The sequence below is a fragment of the Paraburkholderia sp. 35.1 genome (genome assembly GCF_050436525.1).
GTDB classification, from domain to species: Bacteria; Pseudomonadota; Gammaproteobacteria; order Burkholderiales; family Burkholderiaceae; genus Paraburkholderia; species Paraburkholderia tuberum.
Window position 1 is genome coordinate 1,132,179 of sequence record NZ_JBNDMJ010000001.1, and the last position, 18,060, is coordinate 1,150,238.

Below are 18,060 nucleotides of genomic sequence, written 5' to 3' on the forward strand. Positions count from 1 at the left end.
TGCAAAACCTGAGAACGATTTAAAAAGAACGCTGATAAGGGGGTACGATGGACGTCCAACAAGAACCGGATCTGGAATCCGTAACCGCCGAGGAAACAACCCCTGCGCCGCTGCTTCTGGAGATCGAGGCCGACCCTACACTGGGCTATGCGTCGATCCAGAATTCCGTGCCCGTAGTCCGTGCCTTGCGCGTAACGAACCGCGGTAGCGAACCTCTCGAGGCCGTGGATGTCCTGGTCGGGTGCAATCCTCGCTTCGCTCAAGGCGTGAAGCTTCACTTTGCAAAGCTCACTCCGGACGAAAGCAGGCGCATATCCCCTTTAGATCTGGCAGCCGACCACGGTTATCTGGCCGACCTCCAGGAGGCTATTACCTCATCGGTTACTGTGGTCGCGCAGGCCGGCGATATAGAACTGGCCCGGATAAACCACCCCGTCGAGATTCTGGCCTACGATCAATGGGCCGGTACGCGCGCCATGCCCGAGTTGCTCGCGTGCTTCTCAATGCCGAACAACCCGGCGATCGACATCCTCATTGGCAAGGCGTCCAAGTTGCTTCGCGAGCAGCACAGCGACCTGTCGATGAATGGATATCAGTCGAAGAGCCGCGATGTGGTGTGGAAGCAGATTTCCGCGATTTACAGCACGCTGGCCGCGGAGAATTTGCAATACGCTGAGCCGCCAGCTTCTTTCGGGGTGGATGGTCAGAAAATCCGAACCCCTGACCGTGTTATCGAGGGAAGAGTAGCCACTTGCCTTGACCTCGCGATGCTTTTCTCGTCATGTCTGGAGCAGGCTGGTCTACGTCCCGTTGTCTTGCTCAAGGATGGTCATGCCTGGGTAGGTGTATGGCTTCATCAGGCCTGTTTCGCCGATCCTCTCACCGACGATGTTCAGGCGGTACGGAAACGCGTCGATAGCGGCGAGTTTCTGGTATTCGAGACCACGGCAGTCGCACAGCATTCGAGCCGTCGCCCCTCGTTGAGAATCGCCCTGGAACAGGGTGCGGTCCATCTGCTCGAAGAAGGCACGTTCCGGTATGCGGTTGATATCCATCGGGCCCGAGAACTGCAAATCAGGCCATTGCCGTCCCGCGTAGCAGGGATTAAGCGATCCGAGACCGAAGACGCGGAAAAGCCCGCGGCCATTGAACCGACGCCGGTCCTCCCACCGCTTGACCCGGAGTCTCTGACGTCTCTCGATCTAGGTGGCGACGAGACGCCGGAAGGGCGCTTGTCGAAGTGGAAATCCCGGTTGCTGGATCTGACGCTTCGTAACCGGCTTCTCAACTTCAAGTCGACTAAATCGACACTGGCGCTGGTCGCGCCGGACCTGGCCAAGCTCGAGGACGCCATCGCCGAAGGCGTCGAGTTTCGCGTGCGGCCAATGCCGACCCTGATGGAGGGAAATGATCCGCGCATGGCCGAGGTCCATGCGAGTCGCAGCGGACACCACCCCCTTGACGACATGGCACTCAACGCCCTGGACAACAAGGAGTTGATCGCACGGATGCCGCAGGAGGCGTTGGATGGCAACCTTCTGAGCATTTTTAGTGCGGCGCGGACTGGTTTGGGAGGAAGGCGGCGCGAACACACTCTATCTCGCCTTGGGCATGTTGCGGTGGACGGAGGCGGAAAGCGCCGAGAGCGTGCCTCAGGCGCCTATCATCCTGGTTCCCGTGGCGCTACAGCGCCAGTCGGTGCGAAGCGGTTTCCGGCTTAGCCGTCATGACGATGAGACGATCATCAATCCAACGCTGCTGCAGATGTTGCGTTCGAACTTCGAATTGCGCATTCCAGGTTTGGACGTTATGCCGATGGATGAGAAGGGCGTCGACGTCGGGAAGGTGCTCCAGGCGTTCCGTCTGGCGGTGCGCGAGATCCCCAAGTGGGAGGTCGTCGAGCAGGCGCACCTGGGTATTTTCTCTTTCACCAAGTATTTGATGTGGAAGGATCTCCAGGATCGGACAGAGCAACTCAAGGCGAATCGAGTAGTCCGACATCTCATAGAGAACCCCGGGCAAGCATTTGAGAAGGAGGAGGGCGACGAACGTTTCGAGAGGCTGGATGAATCGCACAAGCCTCAGGACCTGTTCACGCCAATGCTGTCTGACTCGTCGCAGCTAAAGGCCATCTGCGTAGTCGACTCCGGGCGTGATCTGGTTCTTGAGGGCCCGCCCGGTACGGGCAAAAGCCAAACCATCACAAACCTGATTGCCCATTTGTTAGCGAGAGGTAAGACGGTCCTGTTCGTATCCGAGAAGATGGCCGCGTTGGAGGTTGTGCATCGGCGACTCGAGTCGGTCGGTCTGGGGCCGTTTTGTCTTGAACTGCATTCGTCCAAAGCGCGGAAGTCGGAAGTCCTGCAGCAACTCGGCAAGGCTCTGGATTTCAGCGGCCAGCGAACGAGCGAAGACTGGAGCCGGGAAGCAGGACGTCTGGCCCAACTGCGGCAGGATCTGAACGATCTCGTCGATGCATTACATCACCCGCACTCCAACGGGCTCACCGTATATCAGGCAATCGGAACTTGCATCGCGCACGATGGCGAGGAAGCCTCCCTGATGTCTTGGGCAGATGTATCCGCTCACGATCACAAATCCCTCGAAAGCCTGCGAGAAACATCGAGACGGATGGCCACCCTTTCCGGGGCGCTCGTCGCGCTGCATGGCCATCCGCTTGAACATATTGGCAGAACCGACTGGAGTCCGAGCTGGCAGGACGAACTCTTGACAACTGCGCGTTCGCTTGAGCAGGCGATCCAGGCATTCAAAGGCGGTGCAGCCGAGGCGGAACGCAGCCTGGGACTTCCGGTTTCCGGTTTGAGCCTTGAGGGATACGAAAAGGTTGACCGTTTGGCAGACGTTCTGCTCGGAGCGCCACAGGTGCCTCAAGGCGTTGCCGCACAAGCTTACGACGCTGAAGTCCGGGCACAACTGCAACGGCTTGCCCGGCATGGGAAGGCGCGCAACGAGTCATGGAGCAATCTCGAGGCGAGTTGGACTGAGCGGATCTCAGAAGTCAGCGCGAAATCTCTAAAAGACGAGTGGGCGCAAGCGTCGAACACCTGGTGGCCTAAATCAGCGATCAAGAAGCGCGCTATCCGCACACGGCTTGCGAGCTACAGCATTACCGGAGCGCGGCCGACGGACGAAGCTGTTGGAGCAATGTTGCCTCATCTTGCAGGCGTCAATGCCGAGGACGAGCAGCTTCTCGCGATGAAAGGCAACGCGGAACGTGTACTGCAGGATACGTTCAACGGCGTGAAGACGGACTGGGACCAGGTATTGCGGTGCGAGCAATGGGCGCAACGTTTCTCAGATGCTGTCACCTTGGTTGCTGGAGATCCGGTCGCGGCAGCTGAACTGCGAACCCGTTTCCAGCATATGGTGGTCGAAAACCGTGCTTTGCTGCAGCCGGGAGGTCCGATGAGCAAGTCGCTGGTTGCTTATCGCGACGCGTGGCGTGAAGTGCGTGCCAGCCTGTCGGCGCTGGAAGCACTGGCAGAACCGACTGCACCATTGCAGGGGCCGACTGACACTGACGGCGCTCTGGAGCGGATGCTCGGTATTACTGCGGCGTGGCATCGGGCGAAGAGCCAGTTTATGTCATGGTGTCTGTGGCGGCAGGTTCGAGAGCAGGCCGTGCATCTGGGGTTGCAAGGCGTCGTAACTTCGCTGGAAGATGGCCGTGTGCCACTGGATTGTGTCGAGGAGCACTTCGAGTACAGCTACCAGAATTGGTGGGTGAAAAAGGTCATCGACAAAGACTCGGTGCTGCGCACGTTTTCCAGCGCTGACCACGAACGGAAGATTCGTGAGTTCCGCCAGTCCGACGAGCGATTCCAGCATCTGACGGCGCAACATGTTGCCGCGACGCTTGCTGGCAAGGTGCCGGCGGGAAAAGGCATGGTGGTCAGCAGCGATAGTGAACTCGGGCTGTTGCGAAGGGAACTGCAAAAGAAGACACGCCACGCGCCGGTGCGCCAACTGATGCACGGACTTCCGAGTCTGCTCCCCAAGCTGAAACCGTGTCTGTTGATGTCGCCGCTATCAGTGGCTCAGTATCTCGACGCTGGGCACGCACAGTTTGATGCCGTCGTCTTCGATGAGGCTTCCCAGATTCCCGTGTGGGACGCCGTGGGCGCCATAGCGCGTGGCAAGCAACTGGCCGTTGTTGGAGACACGAAGCAGCTGCCACCCACGAGCTTCTTCAGTAAGTCGACGGATTCAGACGACAACGGCGGCGATGATGCTCAGATCGAAGACCTCGAAAGCATTCTGGACGAATGTCTGGGTGCGGGGATGAATCGTCAGCGGCTGCAGTGGCATTATCGCAGCCGGCATGAGAGTCTGATTACCTTCAGCAACGTTACCTATTACGACTCGCAACTCATCACCTTTCCGTCGCCGGTGACGGACGACGTGGCGGTGCGCCTTGAGCGCGTCACGGGTGTCTACGACAGAGGTGGTAGCCGGACAAACCGGGCAGAGGCCGAAGCGATTGTGCGTGGAATCGAGCAACACTTTCTGGATTCAAAGCACCAACATCTGACTTTGGGCGTTGTCACGTTTAATCAGCCGCAGCAGTCGCTCATTGAGTCGTTGCTTGACGCGCGTCGCCGAGCCAATGCCGCGCTCGACAAGGCGATCTCTGCGCAGTCGCGCGAGCCGTTGTTCATCAAGAACCTTGAGAACGTTCAGGGCGATGAGCGCGACGTGATTCTTTTTTCGATTACTTACGGTCCCGACGCAGCCGGCAAACTCACCATGAACTTTGGGCCACTGAACAGCGAGGGTGGACAGCGACGACTCAACGTGGCGGTGTCCCGTGCTCGCGAAAGAGTGGTGATTTTCAGCACCCTGCGACCGGAGCAGATCGATCTTTCCCGCGTGAGGGCTGCGGGTGTGCGCGACCTGAAGCACTATCTCGAGTTTGCGCTGAAGGGCCCCAAGGCGTTGCTGGAGCAATCATTGCCTACTGGAATGGAGCCGGACAGTCCATTCGAGGGCCAGGTCATCAAGGTGCTCCGCGACCACAACTGGGTTGTTCATCCTCAAGTGGGTTGTTCTGGGTATCGCATCGACATTGGCGTCGTTGATCCCCGAGCACCGGGCCGTTATCTCATCGGGATAGAGTGCGATGGTCGCGCCTACCACTCGGGTGCGACTGCGCGTGATCGAGACCGCCTTCGTCAAGTAGTGCTCGAAGGGTTGGGATGGCGCATACATAGAATCTGGTCGACCGACTGGTGGTTAAATCCGGATGTCGAGGTTCAGAAGCTCCTCGCTCGTTTGGACAAGCTACTTCTCGATGATGATGGTGCCGACGAGGAGGCTCCAGCAGCGGCGTCAATCCCGGAGACGGTAGAGACCGAAATCGTCGACAGCGTTCCTTCGGCTACTCTTGCATCGGACATTGACGTCTCTCTACCTAAGTACACGGTCATCATCCCAGCGGGAGGCAAGCCGGAAGACTTTTACGACCTCACCCACGGCCGGAAGCTGACGGAACAACTGATCGAGATAATCGAAGCTGAAGGACCGATTCACGAGAGTGTCCTTCACCGCAGAGTCGCAAGAGCGTGGGGTTTGGAGCGAACGGGTACGCGAATTGTTGATCGTCTCCGGATGCTGACGCCTCGCGAGCAAGGTCGAACCTCGGACGGAAACGCGACGTTTTACTGGCCAGCTAAGGTAAATCCGGCAGAGTGGGGCGTTTTTCGTGAGGCCTCGGATGAGGAGACTTCACGTCGGAAGGTCGATGATGTGTGCCTGGAAGAGTTGGCTAACGGTGTGCTTCATGTGCTTGAAGAAACGGGCAGTGCACCAACCTCTGACGTCGCCAAATCCGTGTGTCGGCTGATTGGAATGTCGCGTACGCCGGGAGATGCCGAAGCTAGGGTTGGGCTTGCGATATCACGTCTTGTATCAAGTGGGAGCGTGACGATGAGTGGCACCGTTTTGAAGCTTTCGTAATCGAAGGATCGTATGCGGGGCGTGGAGCAGCAGTCGTCAAGACGAGGCTCCACATACGTAAGGTGGCTGTGGTGCAAACTGGGTAGGCGGGCGAGAAATCGCCCATGTTTCGGAGACCTCAACGAGCTGAAAGAACCGGCATCCAAATCGAGGGCGAAGTGGTATCTTTGAGGTGCATGCTGGTGAGATCGAATTGGCCTTTGCGAATGCGATGCATCAGTTCGATGCCGGAGAGGGTAACGGCGGCGCTGTGGAACCGCTTGAACCCGAGCATCACGTTCACCCGCGATTTGATGTGGCAGTGATCCTGCTCAATGAGGTTATTCAGGTACTTCGAGGATCGCAATTTCGTTCGCCTGGGTAGCGACTCGTCGGTCCTCATCTCGCGGACCGCCCGAAGAGACGCCGCGTAGCCGTCCAGCGTAATCGTCTCAGGAGCGCGTCCCTGAGTTCTGATTGCCTTCGCGAAGAACGCCTTTGCTGCCGCCACGTCGCGCCTCGCGCTGAGGCGAAAATCGATCGTCTTTCCCGCTCGGTCAACGGCGCGGTAGAGATAGGCCCATTTGCCGCGAATCTTCACGTAGGTCTCGTCGACTCGCCACGACTGACCGGCTGTCGTAGCCAACCGATTCCAGCGTTTGACGAACTCCGGCGTGTAGCGCTTCACCCAACGCAGGATCGTAGTGTGGGCGAGGGACAGGCCGCGCTCAGCCATCATCTCGACAAGATCACGCAGACTGAGCTTGTAGCGCAGATACCAACGCACGCAAAGGACGATGACTTCGCGGTCGAAATGACGCCCGTTGAACAACCGTTCGAGATCTTTCAGCTTGCTCATTGGCTCGTGGTCGTCAAAAGCTCAAGGTAACAGACCGACGCACCGGAATTGCACCACAACCGGGCAGGCCGGCAGACCAGGCTGATTCAAAAATTACTAAAACCTGTCAATATACTTTCATATTAACTTCATAGAATCCTCGCGTCATAGCCGCGCGAGCGTGAACCATGTGGTTTCGGGCTGACTGCGTGCCGGCTGTGTATTCACCCACGCTACCCGAACCCTGGATCACGACAACATGGCAGAGCCGTTCGACATTTCCCGCCGCAAGGCCCTGAAACTACTTGCCGGTGCGCCGATGCTGCCGCTAGGCGGCATCGCCACGGCGTCGATGCTGACCGCTTGCGGCGGCGATCTGGCGACTCCGTCGGCCAATTCCACCACGCCTCCTACGCCTGCCACCCCAGTCGCGAACTTCACTTCGGCGTCTTTCACCAGCATGCCGGCGCCGTCGCTCGCCAATCCGTCGCTGATGGCAACCACCACGGTCGGCTCAGGCCTGACGGTTTCGTATTCCGACGGCTCCCAAAAGGCTTACAAACTCGCGTACCAGCCGTTCTTCATGACCGGCGATCTGGTCCCGGACGGCAACGGCGGCACCGTGCTGGCAGGCGGGTACTTCGACATCAACAACCAGCCGATCGACGACGATTCGGTGCCCGCGCAACGGCGCCAGTTCTTTTCGGACTCGCCGGACGGTACGTCGCTGCTGAAGATCGATGGCGCGAAGGTCGCCGGCGTAAAGGGCAACACGGTGTTCGCCGTGGTCCAGTTCGAATACACGACGCGCTCGCAGTCCGGCAGTGACATGTATGGCCGCCTCCCGTCGCCGATCGCGGTGCTGACGCTGGATCAGGATCCGGCCACCGGCAAGTTGACGCTCGTCAAGTATCACAACGTCGACACGTCGCCCGCGAATGGACTGTGGATTACCTGCGGCGCGAGCCTGTCGCCGTGGAACACGCATCTGTCGAGCGAGGAATACGAGCCGGATGCGTTCACGGCCAGCTCGAGCAATCTGGCGCAGTACAAGGCGTTCAACGATAACCTGTACGGCAACACGAACATCGCTTTCAACCCGTATCTCTATGGTCATCTGCCGGAAATCACGGTCAAGGCGGATGGCACCGGCTCGGTCAGAAAGCACTATTGCCTCGGGCGCATTTCGCACGAACTGGTGCAGGTGATGCCGGACAACCGCACGGTCCTGATGGGCGACGACGCGACCAACAGCGGCCTCTTCATGTTCGTGGCGGACAACGAGAAGGACCTGTCGGCCGGCACGTTGTATGTGGCGAAAGTGGGCGCGGGCTTCTCGGTCGATCCGGCCGCGGCGGGCGCGGACCTGACGTGGATCAGACTGGGTCACGCGACGAGCGCGGAAGTCGAGGCCATGGCGAAGTCGAATCGGCCGCAGGACGTCATCGACGTCAAGTGGACCGATCCTGCCGACGCTAACTACCGGAAGATCTTCGCCGGCGGCACCGCGCAGTGGGTCAGGATCATGCCGGGCAAGGAGAAGGTTGCGGCTTTCCTCGAAACCCATCGCTACGCTTACCTGGCGGGCGGCAGCATGGGCTTCACGAAGATGGAGGGGACGACGGTCAACATCAAGGACAAGATCGCGTACTCCGCTTTGCAGAACATCGTCGACTCGATGGTGAAGGGCAACGCGAAGGGCTGGAACGCGGAGAGCAACATTTCCGTCGACGCCGCGATCAACGCCGGCGGCGTGCTTCAGCACAAGCTCGCGGGCGGCCAGAAGGATAACCAGGGTGCCGCGATCAACAGCGAGTGGGTGCCGGTGCACACCAGCGCGCTGCTGGTCGGCAAGGACATCGCCGCCGACGCGCTCGGCAACAAGGCCGACCCGGAGTTGGTCGCCAATCCGGACAACCTGAAATTCTCGGAGAAGCTGCGCACGCTCTTTATCGGCGAGGACAGCGGCTACCACGTGAACAATTTCCTTTGGGCGTACAACGTCGACACGAAGCAGCTCACGCGTCTGCTGTCGACACCCGCCGGCGCCGAATCGACCGGTCTGCATGCGGTCGACGAACTCAACGGCTGGACCTACATCATGAGCAACTTCCAGCATGCCGGCGACTGGGGCAGCCAGCATACGCAGGCGCTCAGGGACACGCTCGATCCGCTTGTGCGCGCGAATTACAGGGATCGCTTCGGCGCGTCGGTCGGCTATCTGACAGCAGACCCGACATCGATCAAGCTGGTGTGACGGCAAGGCTCGCAGAGATCCTCGCAAGTCTCATTGTGGGGAAATTGATGGCGCTTTGATCCGATACGAAAAGCACGGTTCGCGAGCGGTTCATCGCCCCCTCTCTGGAGGGGGTTTTTTATTGGAGCCGGGAGGCAAAGTTGTGTGTTCGCAAGACACTCTTCGAACTGTGACATAGACCTGCATTCAGGCAACTGCGTGGTGATAGTCAGCGACTACGGGGCGGGTTGCCAGCCAGATAGCCGGCTTCGACGAGCCACGCGAACAGCGCGTTGATGATCACCATCGCCTGGTACTGGCTACTCGGCCGGAGCGTCCTGTAGAACGGCCGCCAGCGCGGATCATGGCGCGGGTATTTGCGCCCGCCGTCGGCGACCCAGCGCGCGTGCGGCAACGGGTCTTTCAGGAATTGCCGGAAGAGTTGCAGGTCTTCGTGCGTGAGCGACGACAGCGGCTTGCCCAGTTGCACGATCGCCCATAGCAGCAGCCGTTCGGCTTCCTTGCGGTAATTCTCGAAGGTGGTCTTTTTGTCGGCGACCCGCGCGAGCCATGCGCGGACCGCATTCAGGTCGTCGTGGGCGGCGATCTGTGAATGCCCGCGCGCCCGGTTGCTGCCATCGCGGCCGTCGAGGTCGGCAGACAGTTCAAGCGCATCGAGGTGCGTCCTGCCCGACGAAACCCGCCTCTCGGCTGAAATCGACCGCCTGAAAGGCGAATTCCCGAAGACCCGTGAGCTATACCGCGAAGTCTGCGCGCTCCTGTTCTTCCGCTTCGGGATCACGCCGACCGCGAACCGGCTTTACCAGTTGGTCAAGCGCGGCAGCATGAGCACGCCGACCCAGGTACTCGGTGAATTCTGGGCCGAACTGCGCGAAAGGAGCCGGGTGCGCATCGAACACCCCGACCTGCCCGCCGATCTGGGGCCGGCTGCCGGCGAACTGGTCGCGGCGCTCTGGACCCGCGCAACCGCCTCTGCCGAAGCCGCGCTCGACGCGCTGCGCGACGAGGTCGAGGCGCAACGCGTTGAGGCGCAACGGTCGGTCGTTGCTGCCCGCGACGAACTGGGTCGCGTCGAGACCGCGCTCGAACAGCGCACGGCGGCGCTCCTTGCCGCGCAGGTCGAGGTTCGCGAACTGGAAAAGGCGCAGGCCGAGGGCCACGCGGCGCCGCAGGCGTGCGAGGCCGAGGTGGTCCGGCTCAAGGCCGAGGCGCTCGTGCGCGACCGTGAACTGGACAAGGTGCGAAGGTTTCTCGCGGGATCTCGAGAAGCTGCGCGAGAGCGCGGAACGCGCCGAAGAGCGCCTGCGAGCGTCGGAAAAGCGCGCGCTGCTGGAGATCGACCGCGAGCGGGGTGCGGCCGCGAAGCTGCAGAAGGACCTCGATGCCGCGGTGAAGCGGGCCGACAGTCGCGGGGCGGACCATCACCGGGCGGTCGAGGCGCTGCAGGCGCAGCTCGGGGACGTGCGTCACCAGGCGGGCGTGCTGCAGGGACGGCTCGATGCCGTGCTGGCCACGAACGTCACGCTGCAGCAACAACTGGCGGCACTGCGGCAGGCGGATACTCGCGACGCCCGCCCAGCCCGCGCGAAGTCCGCCTCCACCCCGGCGCGCCCGGTGGCGACACGCCCTTCACGCGCGCCGCGCGTCACGCCCGCCGCGCGTCACGCCCGCGCCAGCCAGCAAGACCGTAGTGCACCGCAAGCGGGGAAAGAGGGATGGAAAATAGAACCCGCCCGCGCAAGAGACGGAAGGCCCCGGTCTGTCCGCCGATCGGCGCGCTGATGCGCTATGGCGAGCGGACCGTGCGCATGATCATCGAGTCGGTGCACGAAGACGGCAGCACCTTCCGCAGCACGGTGAAGTGGGCTAATCTGGCCGCTCTTCACGATCAGCTCTTCTGAGCGGGATGAACATGCAGCAGCCCACCATTCAGCAGCTCGACATTTTCGCCGACAGCCGTGATGTCATGTTGCGTAACGACGTGCTGGAGCCGCTGCAGCGGCGCGATGCGGTGGCGGCGCGAACGGCACTGGAGCTGCTCGCCGGCGAATATCCGGACGATGGCGCGCTCCCAGCGATGAGCGTGCTGGTTCGTGAGCTGGAACGCGGATCGCCCACGCCCTTTTCTGATCACGAGACGCTGGCCAGCGCACGCCGGCATCTCGAGGACGAGGTCGTACTTGCCGCCCGGCGGGTGCTGCCCGCGCAGAATGTTCAGTCGTGGCTCACGCCGTGCTGGCGAGCGCTTGCTCAGCGGGCTGAATCGCTACCGTTTCGTACCGCCGACGCGGACAGTCACGCCGTGCCGCTGTGGCTTCTGGCGGGCGACGGGGCGGCTGCGATTGAAGCAGTCGAAGCCATCGAGTCCTGGTCGCGCATCCCGGCACCGCTTGCGTGGATGACCGAGGCACGCTACCGGGCGGCTGGCCTGGATGCGGCGTGGCCGCTGCTCGCGCAGTTGGCGTGGCTGGCGCCGGCGAGGTTCGTGGCGTTGTTGCCCACCTTGGGTGATGCTTCGCTGGACGCGCTGCGCCGGCGCTTCGATGCCGAATTCCCTGGCACCGGCGAGGTCGACGACTATTCCTGGTTTCCGGCATGGCTGCTGTTGGTGAAGCCGGCGCTCGCCGGCAGGTTAGGTGAGGCGCGCGTACAGCGTGACCAGGCGGCATCGCGCGCGACGGCCCTGCTCGGGGAGATCCGGCGCCGGGAGCACGAAGGCGACCAGCATGAACTCATCGGGCTGCGCCAGGAGCTCAGCCGGCTGCATGCGGGCCTGTTCGACACCTACATGGCGACACGGAAAGTGCAGCACCGTTGATCGGTGAGCGAGGCCGCGAATGGTCACATCGGGCAGTCGTCCTGCAATCATTCGCGAGATGCGACCCGGGGGCGGACGGTTCGCCCGGGCGAGGAGACGGCCGCGCGGCCGAACAGGTATCCGTAATTGTCTCCGCACTGCGGAGACAATTCGGACGCTCGCCGGCGCAAGCCCCGGTGACGGGTTTGAAGACAGATTGGGCCGTCCGCGGGCAGTTTTAACGCGGCGGTAGCCGCACACCTGAGCATGAAAGTATGAACGACCTTACGCCTTCCTCCTTGCTTGACGAAGTCCGACAGCTGATCGATTCGGCGCGCGAACGGGCCGCCGTTGCGATCAATGCAGAACTGACACTGCTGTACTGGCAGGTGGGGCATCGTATTGAGGCAGAGGTATTGCGAGGCGCCCGCGCGGAGTACGGGCAACAGGTGATCGGATCGTTGGCGCGTCAGCTTACCGCCGAATACGGGCGCGGCTGGAGCGACAAGCAGTTGCGCCACTGCATGCGTCTTGCGGAGGTTTTTGCCGACGAAGCGATTGTCTCCGCAGTGCGGAGAGAATTGAGCTGGACGCACCTGAAGACGCTGATCTACATCGACGACCCGGTGAAGCGTGATTTTTATATTGAGCTTGCCTGTGTCGAACGCTGGTCCACGCGGCAGTTGCAGGAGCGCATCGACTCAATGCTTTTTGAGCGCAGTGCAATCTCGCGGAAACCCGAAGACGCAATCCGGCGGGATCTCGCGATGCTGAGGGACGAACGACGTGTGCCTCCCGACGCGTTGCTGAAGGACCCGTATGTGCTGGATTTTCTTGGTCTCAACGATCACTACCTCGAAAAGGATCTGGAGGATGCGATCCTGCGAGAGATGGAGCAGTTCCTTCTCGAACTTGGTGCTGGTTTCACGTTTGTGGCTCGTCAGAAACGCTTGCTGATTGATCACGACGATTTTTACATTGATCTTCTCTTTTACAACCGCAAGCTTCGAAGGCTTGTTGCAATCGAACTCAAGCTGGGCGCGTTCAAGGCCGAATACAAGAGTCAGATGGAGCTTTATTTGCGCTGGCTCGCGAAACATGAACAGGAGCCAGACGAGGAACCGCCGCTCGGCATTATCCTGTGTGCAGGCAAGAAGCAGGAGCAGATCGAGCTGCTCGAACTCGATAAAAGCGGTATCCATGTCGCAGAGTATCTGACTGTGCTGCCGCCACGAGAGCAGTTACAGGCGAAATTGCACCAGTCAATTGAAGCCGCAAGATCACGGCTCCAGGACAAGCGGCGCGAATGATTCGATCGCCAGGATCCGGCGACTGGGTTCTGTCGCGATAACAATCGCAGCTTGAGCAAAAGCTGATATGAGTAGGACTACTCACGCTGCCAAAGAATAGAATTGCTCGGCTGCAGTCGAGGCGACGCCGTCGTCACACATCTGCCCCTTGCGGTTCATGTGCGCGATCTCTATGCCAGACAGGATGATGCGCGCACAGCGGAATTCCTTGAACCCCAGCATCGGTTTGATGATGCGTTTAATGGCACGGTGATCCTGCTCGACGACGTTGTTCAGGTATTTGTTTTGACGGACCTTGATCGGTGTTAAACGCACGGCATTGAGCGCTTCAAGCGCAGCCAGGTTGGTGCCGCTCCTGTCCACGGTAATTGTCTCGGGCTCGCCGTTCTGCTCAATCGTTTTCTCGAAGTAGCGGCGAGCTGCAGCCTTATCGCGATGGGCGCGCAGCAGGAAATCGACAGTGTTGCCCGCCTTGTCGACGGCACGGTACAAGTATTTCCAGTTGCCTTTGACCTTGACGTAGGTCTCATCGACGCGCCAGCTTTTGCCCACAGGCCGTTTGCGTTGGCGGAATGCTTTTTCAAGCACCGGCAGCAGCTTGATAACCCACCGGTGCACGCTCGAATGATCCACCTCAATACCCCGCTCAGCCATCATTTCCTCGAGGTTACGTAGGCTCAGTGAGTACGCCACGTACCACCGCACGCACAGCAGGATCACGTCCAGCGGGTAGTGCAGCCGCTTCAGTACCTTGCCAATGCCAGCGGGCAGCGTCTTGCGCGGCGTCTTCGTCTTTGCCATCATGGTTGTCATGCGTTGCGGTCGACGCATTTTACTTGACCGCGTTAATGCGACAAAACCTCGAATGGAGCCTTGTCGTTGAGAGTTGAAAAGCGGATGAGGCACTACGTGGGCAGACGAATGAAAGCTCTCCGCAATAGACTGTACTTCCCAATCCTGATCTTTGCGACGGCAATGCCGCACCAATCCATGCCCCCATTCTTTGATCGCTGTGTGCGTCTCGTTGTCGGCGCAACGCTCTCTGTTTCACTTGCCGCCTGCCACCATGAAGAGCCATGGAAGCTCACGGACGTCCAGGGGCATTTGCCCGATCTGGATTTCGCGCTGACCTCCGACGCCGGCAAGCAGATTAGCCAGGCGAACCTGGCAGGTGATGTCACACTCGTCTACTTCGGCTACACGCATTGCCCGGACGTATGCCCGGAGACGCTGGCCAAACTGGCCCAAGTGACGCATCAACTTGGCGGCGCCGCACAGCATGTGAAGGTCCTGTTCGTGAGTGTCGACCCGGCGCGGGACACGCCCGCAGTGATGCATGCGTATGTCGATGCGTTTGACGCAAAGCACGACGTCGGCCTGACCGGTTCCGAGAGCGCGATCAAGGCGCTCGCGCAACGCTATCGCGTCGCGTACCAGGCTGACAAGCCCCGCGCGAACGGTGGATACGAGGTAACCCATAGCTCGGCGATCTACATATTCGATGCGAAAGGGCACGCGCGCCTGGTCGGTGCGGACGACGATCCGGTCGACGCATTTGTGCACGATCTGCGTCAATTGGCCGACGAGACCTGACGACAGGCGCCCGCGACGGTGCTGAAGAGGCCGCGAACGAGCCCGCGCACCCACGGTGTTTTCAACAGATAGAGTCGAACGTACGTCGGAGATTCCGGCCAGATTCGCCCGGGGGAGCGCTTGTTGTCGCCGCCCGAAGTTCCACGCATACCACCGCGTTCAGCTGGTCAATAACCGGCTACGACCAGAATCCCTATGCACGCTCAACGCAAGGTTTCCTGGCATACAAGTGTGTGGCGCCAGTAGCATCGTGGATCACGCCACCGCTTGAGCAGGCTGGACCTCGACCGTGACATGGGACAACCCCTTAAAGCGCCGGAGCACCGCATGATGCCATCTTCGAAGATGGAAACGGCAAACACACCGGACGGAGCGAAGATCTTCTGCGCCTCGTCTTCGTAACCATGCCCGTGATGGTCGCCGAGCAGCCACGCGCTCGCCAGGTTGACCAACAGGCCCACCGGGACGCGCCAGGCACGCGATCATTGCGATTGGCTCGTGCCGCGTTGGCGTCCGGTCACCAGGAAGAAGCAGGCATACTTTTTCCTGACGTGATCGGCTGCTGGCCGGACACAGCATCGTGTGAGAAGAATATGCGCCGCGTGCTTCAGATGCTGCGAGCGACGCTACGTGAATCCGCCGGCCAACAAGTGACGTTCGCGAACGTCACTTTCAGTCGTTTTGTCCGCACCGGGCAGTCTCGGCCTGCTGCCATACGGAGCCCATTTATAACGTGACGCAGGATACGGCCCACCTCACTGCCCCGTTACTCAGCGTACCGTATGGACGCCCGCTCGCGTTTAAGTTCGTGTGCGTCACCCTGGCGGTGCCGCTGGGCGGCTACAACCGGATGATCCACTTGCCGCGCTCGCAGGCCGCGACGGCAGATGGCGGTCCCGCTTACCCTGACGCGCAACGCGGCTTCGACCGTCTGCTGGCCGTCGAAGCCGTCGCCATGCTGGCGGTACTGGCGGCCGCCGGCGTGCTTGGCCACACGGCGCCCTCGGGCGAATAGGCCTGGTTACGTTAGAGCCATCGCTCGCATCACCCGGGTATCCGAACCCCGACAGTCCGTCGCTTCGACGAACGTGGATCAGGCTCACTAATGATCGAGAGCCGGCAGTTCGCGCCAATGAACGCCCGTAGTGTGAATCCGCGCCTTTCAGGCCAGCATCAATGGTCTATTCTTGATGCCAGTAGCCGTTGAAGGCGAGGTGACGGCGCGAGGCGTGTAAAGGCGCAAGGAGGCTAACGTGAGCTACAAACTCGACGGCAGTATTCTGGAAGTGTGTAATTGCAACGTACTTTGCCCTTGCTGCATAGGTGAGGACGCCGACAATGGCAGCTGTTGCGCCGCGATCGCCCACCACTTCGACAAGGGCTCGATCGATGACATTGAGGTCTCTGGATTGACGGTGGCCTGTGCCACCTTCATTCCTGGCAATATCCTGCAGGGCAACTGGCAGGTAGCCGTGTACATCGATGACCGGGCCACCGATGTCCAGTTTGAGGCGCTCTCCAGCGTCTACCGGGGCGAGCGCGGCGGCCCGCTGGCCGACTTCGCCCATATGTATGGAAAAATCGTCTCGATCGAGCGCGCGCCCATTATCTTCGACCTTCAGGGCGGTAAAGGCAAACTCGATATTGGCGTGGACATTCATGCGGAACTCGAGCCGTACTGGAGTCCGAGCGGCGCCCCCGCGGTGCTTCTCGGTAATTCCATCTCGACGACACCATGCTCCCCGGCGATCATCAGCAAAGCGAGCGCTTACCGGATGAAAAACCCTCTGCTCAAGGTCGACCTCAACCTGACGGGTCATAACGCCACCCAAGGCCATTTCAACTTCCAGGCCTGACTCTCCTCCAACGGCCACCGAGCCTCGCGATGAAGTCCGCTTCAAGTCCGCTTCGCGCTCAGGGCTTTTTCCGCCATTGCTAGCCGGGCCGGTGCTTTCGGCCTGGCTGGCACTGTGGGGATTGGATGAAGGACCGTATTCACGCTATCTGAACCATACCGGTTGAATCCGCCAACCCGTCGCGGCCGTTCGACCTGGCTCCGATGGAAGGGCTATCTTGATGGTGCAGCCGCCATCGCTCGGTTGCGGATAGCTAATCGCCCCATTTGACCCTTCGTACATAGCCTTTTCGTCGCGCCTGGGTTCCGGCCACGTTAATGTGTCGAGAACCATTGGTCGACTTCGATATCCCGATGGCCCCTGGCAGGAGACGGGCAACCGTGGCATTTCCGTGCATGCGGCGGTGCGTCATCTGTTGGCGACGTGACTCTTTGGAATGCAAAAATGCAGGCATCCGAGTTGACCGACGACCAGGTCGCGGAACGGGTAAAGATGTTCCGGCAGATGGGCGATCCGACCCGCCTGAAAATAATTGCAGCATGCCTTCGCGTGCCGATGTGCGTTTCCTACATCGCGGCAAAATATGGCTTGGCGCAAACGCTCGTCAGCCATCACCTGCGGCTTTTGCGAGCAGCCCGGGTGCTGCGCGCCGATCGGTGCGGAAAACAGATTTTCTGTGTAGCAACTGACGAGCACGTAAAGCGTGTCATCAGCGACGTGGCTGAACACGAGTGTGAGCATCCGCCATCCGAATTTGATGAGCCACCGAAGGAGGAATGACGCGTTTTGCAACTGACCTGCAAGGCAAGCCCCGATGTTTTGCGGCTATCGAACCCACCGCGCCGGTTAATTAAAGCATAGACGCGTTGACTTCATCGGGGGTATGGCATCATCTAGACGGAAAAAAGGGGCGTTGACTTCGGCGTGCGTAAGGAGGATCGCTTTAACATCTGGCCGGATTAACCGTTGCCCATTTGGGGGCACGCCGCGAAGCCCACGTCATGCGTTCACTATCACGTGAGTCGAGGAGCACCGCTATGAGCACCTGCAACGAACCGCATCATGCCCATCATGACCATCAGCATGGTCCGAACTGCGGACACACTGCGATCAGGCATGGCGATCACACTGACTATCTGCACGATGGCCACTTGCACCATCCCCATGGCGATCACGTGGACGAACACCGGCTGGAGGTGAGCGCAAAAAATCCGGATCAATGTACTTCGAACTGCGGCGGTCATGAGTCGGGACATGTCCACGGGCCGGCATGCGGCCACGAAGCGGTACCGCATGGCGATCACGTCGACTACCTGGTCAACGGCCACCTGCACCATCCGCACGGCGATCATTGCGACGACCACGGCCCGGTCGAGCTCGCCTGAGTGCCTGGCGCCAGGCAGGCGAAGTACCTCAATACGATTGAGTATGCATGGTGCCAGGTTACTGCCCGG

At 60.4% G+C, this 18,060-nt stretch carries 10 protein-coding genes and 3 pseudogenes; 9 read left to right on the forward strand and 4 right to left on the reverse strand.

Going from position 1 to position 18,060, the window contains the following annotated elements; translation table 11 throughout:
- The first annotated feature begins 47 nt into the window (after positions 1–47).
- Positions 48–5,976 (forward strand): annotated as a pseudogene (locus OKW27_RS05465) (DUF3320 domain-containing protein).
- 118 nt (positions 5,977–6,094) lie between these two features.
- Here the strand turns inward: OKW27_RS05465 and OKW27_RS05470 are convergent.
- Complete coding sequence (locus OKW27_RS05470) at positions 6,095–6,814, reverse strand: IS6 family transposase (protein WP_429332780.1); 720 nt, start codon at positions 6,812–6,814, stop codon at positions 6,095–6,097.
- A gap of 238 nt (positions 6,815–7,052) precedes the next feature.
- On the opposite strand from OKW27_RS05470, the gene OKW27_RS05475 reads away from it, so the two are divergent.
- Positions 7,053–9,050, forward strand: coding sequence for a PhoX family protein (locus OKW27_RS05475; RefSeq protein WP_429332781.1), 1,998 nt, complete (start codon positions 7,053–7,055; stop codon positions 9,048–9,050).
- A gap of 223 nt (positions 9,051–9,273) precedes the next feature.
- On the opposite strand, the pseudogene OKW27_RS05480 reads toward OKW27_RS05475, so the two are convergent.
- A pseudogene (locus OKW27_RS05480) lies at positions 9,274–9,747 on the reverse strand (tyrosine-type recombinase/integrase); the annotation flags it as partial.
- Between OKW27_RS05480 and OKW27_RS05485 the strand changes: the two are divergent.
- The 3 genes and pseudogenes from OKW27_RS05485 to OKW27_RS05495 all read left to right on the forward strand — a co-directional run bounded on the left by OKW27_RS05485 (position 9,716) and on the right by OKW27_RS05495 (position 13,157).
- Positions 9,716–10,832: pseudogene (locus tag OKW27_RS05485) on the forward strand (DNA-binding protein). The pseudogenes OKW27_RS05480 and OKW27_RS05485 overlap by 32 nt on opposite strands.
- A gap of 124 nt (positions 10,833–10,956) precedes the next feature.
- Positions 10,957–11,868 carry a hypothetical protein gene (locus tag OKW27_RS05490; protein ID WP_090811179.1) on the forward strand — a complete coding sequence of 304 codons (912 nt, stop codon included), beginning with the start codon at positions 10,957–10,959 and terminating at the stop codon, positions 11,866–11,868.
- Between the two features lie 254 nt (positions 11,869–12,122).
- Entirely contained in the window at positions 12,123–13,157 is a 1,035-nt protein-coding gene (locus OKW27_RS05495) for a PDDEXK nuclease domain-containing protein (RefSeq protein WP_429332782.1), read from the forward strand.
- An 81-nt stretch (positions 13,158–13,238) separates the two neighbouring features.
- Here the strand turns inward: OKW27_RS05495 and OKW27_RS05500 are convergent, their stop codons facing one another.
- Entirely contained in the window at positions 13,239–13,961 is a 723-nt protein-coding gene (locus tag OKW27_RS05500) for an IS6 family transposase (protein ID WP_429332855.1), read from the reverse strand.
- A gap of 186 nt (positions 13,962–14,147) precedes the next feature.
- Here OKW27_RS05500 and OKW27_RS05505 point away from each other — a divergent pair, with 186 nt between their 5' ends.
- The 4 genes from OKW27_RS05505 (at position 14,148) to OKW27_RS05520 (ending at position 17,386) form a co-directional block, all read left to right on the forward strand.
- Positions 14,148–14,750 (forward strand): SCO family protein, encoded by a 603-nt coding sequence (locus tag OKW27_RS05505; RefSeq protein ID WP_429332856.1) that lies wholly within the window; start codon positions 14,148–14,150, stop codon positions 14,748–14,750.
- Positions 14,751–15,483: 733 nt separating this feature from the next.
- Entirely contained in the window at positions 15,484–15,765 is a 282-nt protein-coding gene (locus tag OKW27_RS05510) for a CopD family protein (RefSeq protein WP_429332783.1), read from the forward strand.
- Between the two features lie 238 nt (positions 15,766–16,003).
- Entirely contained in the window at positions 16,004–16,606 is a 603-nt protein-coding gene (locus tag OKW27_RS05515; protein ID WP_184071866.1) for a DUF1326 domain-containing protein, read from the forward strand.
- 444 nt (positions 16,607–17,050) lie between these two features.
- The gene (locus tag OKW27_RS05520; protein WP_429332784.1) at positions 17,051–17,386 is read left to right on the forward strand and encodes an ArsR/SmtB family transcription factor; all 336 of its coding nucleotides are present in this window, start codon (positions 17,051–17,053) and stop codon (positions 17,384–17,386) included.
- Positions 17,387–17,619: 233 nt separating this feature from the next.
- Here OKW27_RS05520 and OKW27_RS05525 read toward each other — a convergent pair whose 3' ends face one another.
- The gene (locus OKW27_RS05525; protein ID WP_208524380.1) at positions 17,620–17,970 is read right to left on the reverse strand and encodes a hypothetical protein; all 351 of its coding nucleotides are present in this window, start codon (positions 17,968–17,970) and stop codon (positions 17,620–17,622) included.
- Positions 17,971–18,060 lie beyond the last annotated feature (90 nt).